The following is a 9,519-nucleotide window of genomic DNA, read 5'->3' on the forward strand; positions in this document are numbered from 1 at the left end:
TGTTTGTTTCGAAATTGACGTTTTAGTTTGTATTTCTATTTCCTGTTCAGTTTTCAAAGATCATCTGCACCTCAGCAGTGCTCATCTATATTACCAAATACTTTTCGCTTCGTCAAATGTTTTTTTTTATTTTTTAATAAAAATAAAAAAGGACACTTTTTCCAAGCACCCTTAAATCTTATTGAGCATCCTCAATTGAACTGATTTTTGCGATTCTTCCCTTATGTCTTTCACCCTCACTAAATGGAGTGTTCAAGAAAGTGTGAACAATATCTTTACAAGTTTCAATACCTGTGGTTCTTTGTCCCATGCTCAACATATTCGCATCATTGTGTTCACGAGTCAAACGAGCCATAGTTACATCTGTACATAATGCACAACGGATTCCTTTTACTTTATTTGCAGCAATTGAAATTCCAATTCCAGTACCACACATAACAATACCCTTGTCCACTTCTTTATTCGCAACTAAATCTGCACACGCTTTTGCCATATCCGGATAATCAACACTATTTGTATCATGACAACCACAATCCACAACTTCATGTCCTTCATCAATCAACATTTGTTTAATTTCTTCCTTATACGTGTATGCTCCATGATCACATGCCATACCAATTTTCATTCTTTAATCCTCCTCAACATCTGCAAATATTTTACAACGTATCCATCTTTGCGTAAAGACAACTAACTTTTCGTATCAAAAGATTTTCTACAAGAAGGACAACGAACTTCAATTTTCCCCTTATTTCTAGGAACACGAATAATTTGTGCACATTCAGGACAAACTAAATACTTATTTTGTTTATCCTTTAAAGACTTGTTAAATGCTTGAAAACGATGAACTATTTTTGCCTGAATCCGAATAAACTTTTGATTTTCAATTGATCTTGCCACATAGTTCTTCGATAATGCACGTGCTAAATAAATAATAATACTAATATAGAACAATATATTTATGACAATATTTCTTCTAAAAAATAAACTTAATACTAATAAAATAAGTTCTACATAAAATATGAACTGATTTAATTTATCCGTACCATATCTACCTTGCATAAAACGATATAATTTTTCTCTCATTCTCATCACCGATTTCTATAATAACATACAATATATGAACTCGCTATGTGCATTTTACCATCATTTGTATATTTGTTTTTAATATTTACAAATTTTTTCATATTTTTATGAAACATTTTCAATTTTTGTGCTATAATCATCACGTATTAAATAAGGGAGGACTTAAAATGAAAGACCTAGAGCAATTATACGAAACAGTAAAAAAACGAAATCCCAATGACAAAGAATTTCTTCAAGCCGTTGAAGAAGTATTCGAATCATTGAATATTATCGCAGATGTACATCCTGAAGAATTAGACGATGATGTATTAGAAAGACTTGTAGAACCTGAAAGACAAATCATTTTCCGTGTTCCTTGGGTTGATGATAATGGCAAAACTCAAGTAAACCGTGGTTACCGTGTTGAATTCAACTCTGCCATCGGACCATATAAAGGAGGTTTACGATTCCACCCATCTGTAAACATTAGTATCATCAAATTCTTAGGATTTGAACAAGTATTAAAAAATTCATTGACTACACTTCCTATGGGAGGTGGAAAAGGTGGATCTGATTTCGATCCAAAAGGAAAAAGTGATCGCGAAGTTATGCGTTTCTGCCAAAGCTTCATGAGCGAATTATACCGTCACATCGGACCAAACACAGATGTTCCTGCTGGAGACATTGGTGTTGGAGGCCGTGAAGTCGGATATTTATTTGGACAATATAAACGTTTGAAAAATGAATACAGCGGCGTATTGACAGGTAAAGGATTAACATTCGGTGGATCCTTGATTCGTACCGAAGCTACTGGATATGGTCTATGTTACTTTACACAAGCTTTATTAAAAGATAACGGAACTAGCTTCGAAGGAAAAACAGTTACGATTTCCGGAAGTGGTAACGTAGCTATCTATGCTTGTGAAAAAGCAACACAACTTGGAGCAAAAGTTGTAACTATGTCCGATTCAAACGGATTCGTTTACGATCCAGAAGGAATTGATTTAGATTTAGTTAAAGACATCAAAGAAGTTCGTCGTGGACGTATCAAAGAATATGTTGAAAAAAGACCAAATGCAACATACACACCAAACGCACGTCCATGGACTGTTGCATGCGATATCGCTCTTCCATGTGCCACTCAAAATGAACTTGATTTAGAAGATGCAAAAGCATTAGTAGCTAATAAAGTTTTCGCTGTATGCGAAGGGGCTAACATGCCAACAACACCAGAAGCTATCCACTATCTTATGAAAAACGGTGTATTCTATGCTCCAGGTAAAGCAAGCAATGCCGGAGGTGTTGCATGTTCAGGTCTTGAAATGTCACAAAATGCTCAACACTTATCTTGGACAGCAGAAGAAGTTGATCAAAAGCTTGAAAACATTATGGTAAATATTTTCGAAACTTGTCGTGATACTGCTAAAGAATATGGTCATGAAAAAGAATATGTAGTTGGAGCTAACATTGCTGGATTCTTAAAAGTTGCAAAAGCAATGAAAGCACAAGGCACTGTTTAATAAAATAAAAGCCGATTTCGGCTTTTATTTTTTGTAATTTTGCATTATTATCTTAAAAGTAAAAAGGTTGTGATCTTTCTATGAAACGAGCAAAACAAACATCTGAATCCATCGAACTCGGTATTCTTTTGGCATTATCCGGTGGATTTATGGATGCCTATTCCTATTTAGCAAGAGGACAAGTCTTCGCAAATGCCCAAACTGGAAATATGCTCCTCTTTGGTGTAAATTTAGCAAGAGGACAATTCCAGCATGCTCTACATTATTTATGTCCCGTACTTGCTTTTGGTCTAGGTGTTTTCTTAGCGGAATTTGTACATTTTCAAAAAATTCAAAAAGTACACTGGCGACAAGTTACTCTCTTGATTGAAATCATTATATTATTTGGCGTTGGATATATTTCATTCGAACAAAACCTTCTCGCAAATTCTTTAACTTCTTTTGCATGTGGCTTACAAGTACAAGCCTTTCGTAAAATACATGGTAAAGGTTACGCAACAACGATGTGTATTGGAAATTTAAGAACAGGGACACACGAAATGTGTAATTATTTATGCACAAAAAAAGTCCAACATCTACAAAGTGGACTTCTCTACTACTCAATTATTTTAACATTTATAATCGGTGCCATTCTAGGAAACTTTTGTATTCAGATTTTTTCAGCAAAAGCTATCTGGATAAGCGTTTCACTATTAATACTCGCCTTTATTTTAATGTTTGTTGACCGTGAAAAAGATGAGGCTTTTCAATAAGTTTTAATTCTGTATCACAATCCATTCTCGTCACCGAACAATTTGGCACTAAAGATGCTGTATTCGGTTTTTCATCCACAAAACCAGGACACAATGCGTTCACAATATGTTTGATGGCTGAACCATGACAAACCACTAAAACATTCGCATTCGGATATTCGGATGCGATTTTTTTTAATTCATTCGTTACTCTTTCTATAACATCACTATGGTTTTCACCACCACAAAAACGATAACCTTCTGGAAAACGTACTCCATCTTTAAATATATCCACTGATTTTTCAGCCTCAAAATCACCAAAACTCTGCTCCTTTAAATTTTTTTTAGGAATAACCTTTACATTTCTACCCTCTAAAATAGAGTTTGCCGTATCTATAGCTCTTTCACTCGTTGAACAAAAACATACATCAAATGGAATATTCTTCAATTCTTTACCCAATTGTTTTGCCTGAGAAACACCCAAATCCGTCAACGGTGAATCACACCATCCTTGAATACGACCTTTGCGATTAAATACTGTTTCTCCATGTCTAATAATATAAAAATGTGTCATATATATACCTTCCTTTTGCCTCATTATAATCCATTTCAGTTAGATAACAATAACTATTTTACATTGTAAAGAAATTTTGATTTTGGTAATATAATCACATCCATAAGGGAGTAGTTATCTTACTTATGTAAGTATTTAAGTCAACACACTGATTAATCGATCTGGCTTATCGTAATAAACAAGACTTATGCGAAAAAAGACATCTTTTTTTCGTATAAGTCTTTTTATTTTAGGAGGAAATATGGATTTTATTACTATTTTATTTATTGGCATTGGTTTAGCTATGGATGCAAGCGCTGTATCTTTGGCAAAAGGTATGAGCCTTGATAAAGATCAAGTAAAAAAATGTGCCTTTATCCTAGCCCTAGCGTTTGGCTTCTTTCAAGCACTTATGCCAGCTATTGGCTATTATGCCGGAAGTCATTTTGCCGAATACATTCAATCCATCGATCACTGGATTGCCTTTATTTTGTTGAGCTTGATAGGTATCAACATGATTCGCGAAGGAAAAGAAGAAAAAGAAAATGAAGTAAAGATTCACTCCATCCCATTTAAAGACATTCTTCTTTTAGCTATCGCCACAAGTATTGACGCTTTAGCCGTTGGTGTAAGTTTTGCCTTTTTAAAAGTCAATCTATTTTTAGCTATAACTACGATTGGTATCACTACATTTATTCTTTCATTTGTTTGTGTATTATTTGGAAAAAAACTTGGTTGCTTATTTGAAAAATACGCTGAATACTTAGGTGGTATCATCTTAATTCTATTAGGAATTAGAATCTTAATTGAACATTTATTTTTCTAACAAGACTTCAATTCAAGTCTTTTCATATACCCAGCTATTTTTGTACCCAATTCCTTATGTCCTTTTTCAGATAAATGCACGCCATCAAAACTCATATCTAAAGGATTACAATCTAAACAAGGAACTCCCATTACCTTATATGCCTCATTCAATTTCATACTTTCATCTCTAAATTCATCAAATTGTAAAATTGGCGGACAAAGAATCAACAGCTTTCTTTTGTCCATTGAATCAATTAACTCATGCATAAAAGAATGGATTTGTTCAACATCATAATAATGAATCAAATCATTAGACCCCAACATAACACAAAATAAATCAATCAAATCTAAATCGAATGTATCCTCTTTTACATCTCGCAATAAGCGACCATTGATCGCATCCTCAAAAAATATCCATCCAGGCACAAGATCATTTAAATAATCAATGTATGTGAAATCATACCTTTGAAAATATCCTCTTGGATCATAGCCCCAAGTATTGGAATCCCCTAAAAACAATGCCTTTTTCATTATGCCACACTGCGAATTTTCTTACGCACAATCATGAAACAAATACCATGTGCCACAAGCGTTATAACCCACGTAATTGGATAAGAAATATACAATGAGAAGGTTGTATGCACTGCCTTGAATACAGTAAATATCCATATAACACGAATCAAACAGACACCCGTTAAAGATACTAGCATTGGTAAAATAGAATAACCGATTCCTCTAAGACTTCCAACTAAAGTATCCATAATTCCACATAAACAATACATTGTACTAATAACAGCCAATCGATTGATTCCAAATTGGATGACACGCTCATCACTAGAATAAATAGATACTAACTGTTGACCAAAGAAATAAGCACTTTGTCCAAGTACAAGACCAACGACAGTTACAATCCCTAAACATTCTAACAAAATCTTATCAATTCGATTGTATTTTTTTGCTCCAAAATTTTGCGAAGTAAACGACAAAGAAGTTTGATAAACTGCATTCATAGACGTATATACAAAGCCTTCAATATTGCTTGCGGCGGTATTTCCAGCCATAACTAAAGAGCCAAAAGAGTTAATACTTGATTGAATCAATACGTTTGAAATACTAAAAATAATGCCTTGAAGCCCTGCAGGAAGTCCTACTTCTAGCATTTGTAAAGCTAATTCCTTATGGAAACGCATATCCTTTAACTCAAAATGTAAAGGTCCATCCATATGCTTTAAACATAATAGAATTAAAGCAGCACTAATTCCTTCCGAAATAATCGTAGCTAAAGCGACACCAGCAACACCCATATCGAATACAATTACGAAACAAAGATTAAATAGCACGTTAACAATTCCAGAAATCAACAAGAAATAAAGTGGACGCTTTGTATCCCCAATCGATCTAAGTATAGCAGCCCCAAAGTTATAAACCATAAAAAATGGCATACCTGCAAAATAAATACGCATATATAAAGATGACAAATCAATTACATCTTCTGGTGTAGCCATTAACTCTAGCAAGGGTTTTGCAAAAAAGAAACCCACAAACACCATTAATAATCCACCAAAGACGGCAATAAAAATAGCTGTATGTACAGCTTTAGAAGTATTTTCTTCATCTCGAGCCCCAATAGATTTCCCCAATACAACATTTGCACCAACACTAATACCAATAAACATATTTACCAATAAATTGATCAATGCACTTGTTGAACCAACGGCTGCCAACGCTTGATTTCCCGTAAATCGGCCTACCACGATAATATCGGCTGCATTAAACAACAATTGCAGGCAGCCCGACAAAATTAATGGTAATGAAAAAATAATCAACTTTTTAAAAATCGGACCATTACACATATCCACTTGATAACTACGCATACAAATCCTCCCCGTTTACAATAATAGACAAATTATATACCTTATGTAATATTATTGAAAGAAAAAAAGAATGAAATGTAACTTTTCATTCTTTATTGCACTCTTGTTTTCATACGATCCGGATGCAGACTATACTGTACCGCAATATCTTTTGTGATTTTACCTTGTTGATACAAGTCATAGATCGCATCATCCATCATAACCATACCGTTCTGCCGATTCGAAATCATTGTATTCTCAATCTGATGAATCTTATTCTCACGAATCTGCGAACGAATCGCAGGATTGACCAGCATAATTTCAAACACAGGAATCAATTCTCCATCTTTTCCTGGGATTAATTGCTCACTAATGATAGCCTCTAAAATCATTGATAATTGCGAACGCACTTGATCTTGATGACCTTGAAACATATCAATAATACGATCAATTGTATTTACAGCTCCTACAGTATGTAACGTAGATAGAATTAAATGTCCGGTTTCAGCCGCGGAAAGAGCAGTAGAAACTGTTTCTTCATCACGCATTTCACCCAATAAAATAACTTCAGGTGCCTCACGCAATGCTGATTTTAATGCATTTAAATAACTTGCCGTATCATGATATACCTCTCGTTGGGATACAATTGACTTTTTATGCGAATGCAAGAATTCAATTGGATCTTCAATCGTAATAATATGACAACTTCTTGTTTCATTCATACGATCTATTAAACAAGCTAACGTCGTACTTTTACCACTGCCCGCAGGACCACTCACTAAGATAATCCCTTTTCTTCGATCTGAAAGATTTAAGACAGATTCTGGAATATTTAAATCTTCTGGATTTGGCAGATCAAAATTAACCACACGCAATACAGCAGCTTCTGAGTTTCTTTGACGATACACATTCACACGGAAACGACCAATCTGGGATAAAGAAAAAGAAAAATCATCTTCTCCATTTGCCACAAAATTCTCATATGAACAATAGGGGGCGAAACCATACAACTGTTGAACAATATCCTTTGTATCATTTGGCATCATTTTCTCTTGCGTAACCTTAACTAGTTGTTGTCCGACCTTAAACATACATGGACTTCCAGCCACAAAGAAAATATCTGAAGCATTCTGGTCTATAGCTTTTTTTAAAATTTCAACAACTTCCATTTTATTCCCCTTTCACAATCGTTTTAAAGATAACGATTTTGTCATCATTTACTTTTACTTTTAAATATGTATCACCCTTTACATGAACTAAAAAATCCGTTTGATTTTCATCTATTAATTTATGTGCTTTGATTTCAGCTTCATAGTACGCTTTTTTAAACGCATAACTACGATTGGTCTGTTCATGGATTTGGTATACCTTATTGGATGAAAACAACACTAATACACACATGCAGACAACGACAAATATGCTTAGCATTGTAACTACACCTAATCCTATTCTTGATTGTTTCATTAGTGATTCTCCTCTTGATAATATTTATAATCCAACACTTTCTTTTCCTTTACATAAATACGAATACAATATTCATTCCTATTTACATTTGAAATCTTAACATCATATATATTATCATGCATCTCTTGCGAATACTCACCTACACTAGCACTCGTTTCAATTTTATTTTGCGCTATAACCATGGCATCTTGACGATACGTGTCCGTTTGCAAAATTTGCACCATCTTCGCATAGATTTCAATCAAAATCGTAGAAGTAATCAAAAAGAAGAATAACACAAACAATAATTCTAAAAAGAATGAAAATGGCTTCTTTGTCATGATTCCACCTCACTTCTTATATTTACATAAAAAGTAACACCATTGATCTCACATGAGATAGTATTTACATCTTGTTCTACATCAAAATCATGACAGGCCATTAACGGCTGTCCCATCGTTAAATCCGGTTCCATATCCTTAACAACGCAAAGTTCCATCAAACTCTTTCCTGATTTATACAAATATGTATCGCTTTTCGCATCCGAAAGCTTGATCACCTTTTGATCATTCACGACAAGAACACAAACTCCATCTTCGGCATCATAACTATGAATCTTATTCGTGACATAAGAAACAGGCGTATATGTTTCAAAATCATGTTTTGTGCGTCTTTGAAGCATCGTATAATCTTCGATTTGAATATTCAGCAACATAAAACAACACACCACAAACAAGAACAATAAAGAAAGAGAAAAGAAAACACCTGCATTTTTCATCATTCGGTCCCCTTTCTATACACATAAATATTTGGGTATACATTGTCCCCTTGCCAGTCATATGTTATAAAATAACTATTTTTATCATAAGTAAAGCCATAGTTTTTCCTTAAATATTGAACACTTTCAGGATAACGACCCTCCACACTGTAACAAGTAATCAATGCCGTATCCAAACTATTCTTTATGCGATCTATATCTAAATTCTCTGTACTCTTATTGATATTTGAAAAGCCAAATAATATCAATATTAAAAACAAGACAAAGAACAATATGTTCTTTATTTTCATATGGCTACCCCAATGTCTGCAATACATTCATCAAAGGAAGCATAATTGAAATTAAAACAAATCCTACCAATAATGATAGACCCGCTATCATAGTTGGTTCTAAACGATTTAAAAAACTTGAAAGCATTCTCTCTAGATCATCTTTATAGTGTTTAGATAACGTCTTTAACACTTCATCCTGATGACCACTTTCATCAGCTGCCATCAATAAAGCGCCATAACCTTGATCATATACACCTTCATTTACTAGAGCTTTTGAAAGACTCTCACCTTCTAACATACGTTCTTTCACTTGAACAACCTTCTCTTTTAAACGAGGATGATCAATCGATTGTAAGATAACATCCACCGCATCATGGTACTACGTCAAGAAAAAGGACTCATAAAATAGATAAATTTTAAATTCTAATGTTTTGAATAATAATTATTCTCATATTGATTTGGTGATTCATAACCGCAATGGCTATGGATTCGTATCGTGT

Annotated in this window: 14 protein-coding genes; 3 read left to right on the plus strand and 11 right to left on the minus strand. The window is 33.9% G+C overall.

Features of this window, described 5'->3' with window-relative positions:
- Positions 1–178: 178 nt before the first annotated feature.
- Positions 179–625, minus strand: a complete 447-nt coding sequence (gene rpiB, locus FYJ55_RS09515) for a ribose 5-phosphate isomerase B (RefSeq protein ID WP_154556626.1) — start codon at positions 623–625, stop codon at positions 179–181.
- Positions 626–687: 62 nt separating this feature from the next.
- Positions 688–1,083 carry a hypothetical protein gene (locus FYJ55_RS09520; RefSeq protein ID WP_154556627.1) on the minus strand — a complete coding sequence of 132 codons (396 nt, stop codon included), beginning with the start codon at positions 1,081–1,083 and terminating at the stop codon, positions 688–690.
- 167 nt (positions 1,084–1,250) lie between these two features.
- Here FYJ55_RS09520 and gdhA point away from each other — a divergent pair, with 167 nt between their 5' ends.
- Together gdhA and FYJ55_RS09530 are read left to right on the plus strand one after the other, a co-directional pair.
- Positions 1,251–2,582: an NADP-specific glutamate dehydrogenase gene (gene gdhA, locus FYJ55_RS09525; protein WP_118319826.1), complete on the plus strand. Its 1,332-nt coding sequence runs from the start codon at positions 1,251–1,253 to the stop codon at positions 2,580–2,582.
- An 80-nt stretch (positions 2,583–2,662) separates the two neighbouring features.
- Positions 2,663–3,334, plus strand: coding sequence for a YoaK family protein (locus tag FYJ55_RS09530; RefSeq protein ID WP_154556628.1), 672 nt, complete (start codon positions 2,663–2,665; stop codon positions 3,332–3,334).
- Here FYJ55_RS09530 and FYJ55_RS09535 read toward each other — a convergent pair.
- Positions 3,288–3,887 carry a histidine phosphatase family protein gene (locus FYJ55_RS09535; protein WP_195836716.1) on the minus strand — a complete coding sequence of 200 codons (600 nt, stop codon included), beginning with the start codon at positions 3,885–3,887 and terminating at the stop codon, positions 3,288–3,290. The genes FYJ55_RS09530 and FYJ55_RS09535 overlap by 47 nt on opposite strands.
- Positions 3,888–4,128: 241 nt before the next feature.
- Here FYJ55_RS09535 and FYJ55_RS09540 point away from each other — a divergent pair, with 241 nt between their 5' ends.
- Positions 4,129–4,692, plus strand: a complete 564-nt coding sequence (locus FYJ55_RS09540; protein WP_154556630.1) for a manganese efflux pump MntP — start codon at positions 4,129–4,131, stop codon at positions 4,690–4,692.
- Here the strand turns inward: FYJ55_RS09540 and FYJ55_RS09545 are convergent.
- The 8 genes from FYJ55_RS09545 to FYJ55_RS09580 form a co-directional block, all read right to left on the minus strand.
- Complete coding sequence (locus FYJ55_RS09545) at positions 4,689–5,204, minus strand: SGNH/GDSL hydrolase family protein (protein WP_154556631.1); 516 nt, start codon at positions 5,202–5,204, stop codon at positions 4,689–4,691. The genes FYJ55_RS09540 and FYJ55_RS09545 overlap by 4 nt on opposite strands.
- On the minus strand, positions 5,204–6,547 hold the full coding sequence (locus FYJ55_RS09550; RefSeq protein WP_154556632.1) for an MATE family efflux transporter: 1,344 nt from the start codon (positions 6,545–6,547) through the stop codon (positions 5,204–5,206). Before FYJ55_RS09550 ends, FYJ55_RS09545 begins: the two co-directional genes overlap by 1 nt.
- A 92-nt stretch (positions 6,548–6,639) precedes the next feature.
- Positions 6,640–7,695, minus strand: coding sequence for a type IV pilus twitching motility protein PilT (locus FYJ55_RS09555; RefSeq protein ID WP_154556633.1), 1,056 nt, complete (start codon positions 7,693–7,695; stop codon positions 6,640–6,642).
- Position 7,696: 1 nt separating this feature from the next.
- A complete protein-coding gene (locus tag FYJ55_RS09560) occupies positions 7,697–7,990 on the minus strand; it encodes a hypothetical protein (protein WP_154556634.1) in 294 nt (97 codons plus the stop codon).
- Positions 7,990–8,310 (minus strand): hypothetical protein, encoded by a 321-nt coding sequence (locus FYJ55_RS09565; RefSeq protein WP_154556635.1) that lies wholly within the window; start codon positions 8,308–8,310, stop codon positions 7,990–7,992. The genes FYJ55_RS09560 and FYJ55_RS09565 overlap by 1 nt, the downstream gene beginning before the upstream one ends.
- On the minus strand, positions 8,307–8,750 hold the full coding sequence (locus FYJ55_RS09570; RefSeq protein ID WP_154556636.1) for a DUF4860 domain-containing protein: 444 nt from the start codon (positions 8,748–8,750) through the stop codon (positions 8,307–8,309). Before FYJ55_RS09570 ends, FYJ55_RS09565 begins: the two co-directional genes overlap by 4 nt.
- Entirely contained in the window at positions 8,747–9,037 is a 291-nt protein-coding gene (locus FYJ55_RS09575; RefSeq protein WP_154556637.1) for a hypothetical protein, read from the minus strand. Before FYJ55_RS09575 ends, FYJ55_RS09570 begins: the two co-directional genes overlap by 4 nt.
- A 4-nt stretch (positions 9,038–9,041) precedes the next feature.
- Positions 9,042–9,386, minus strand: coding sequence for a type II secretion system F family protein (locus FYJ55_RS09580; protein WP_154556638.1), 345 nt, complete (start codon positions 9,384–9,386; stop codon positions 9,042–9,044).
- Between the last annotated feature and the right edge of the window lie 133 nt (positions 9,387–9,519).

The sequence above is a fragment of the Holdemanella porci genome (assembly GCF_009696075.1).
In the GTDB taxonomy this organism is placed as follows: Bacteria; Bacillota_I; Bacilli_A; order Erysipelotrichales; family Erysipelotrichaceae; genus Holdemanella; species Holdemanella porci.